This window comes from Neisseria sp. P0016.S008 (genome assembly GCF_051957775.1).
GTDB lineage: Bacteria > Pseudomonadota > Gammaproteobacteria > Burkholderiales > Neisseriaceae > Neisseria > Neisseria flavescens_B.
Map to the genome: position 1 here is coordinate 1 of NZ_JBQCWB010000057.1, position 232 is coordinate 232.

General features: G+C 41.4%; 1 pseudogene. It reads left to right on the forward strand.

Annotated elements, in window-relative coordinates:
* Window positions 1-122 precede the first annotated feature (122 nt).
* A pseudogene (locus ACTHS8_RS10965) lies at window positions 123-232 on the forward strand (D-glycero-beta-D-manno-heptose-7-phosphate kinase); the annotation flags it as partial.

A 232-nucleotide genomic window follows, 5' to 3' on the forward strand; every position in this document is an offset into this window, starting at 1 on the left:
ATCATGAACAGGCGTCGTACTCGAAAAACCATATGCAGGTATATTGGCCTCAAGATATTTTTAGGCTGTTAGATCACTAAATCTGATAAAAAGACTTACGCAAAGATTTTAATGGAGCCAGTATGGTAACAAAGTTCCAACAAGAAACCCTTAAATCACGTTTTGCACAAGCCAAAGTCCTACTTGTCGGCGATGTGATGCTCGACCGCTATTGGTTTGGCGATGTTTCCCG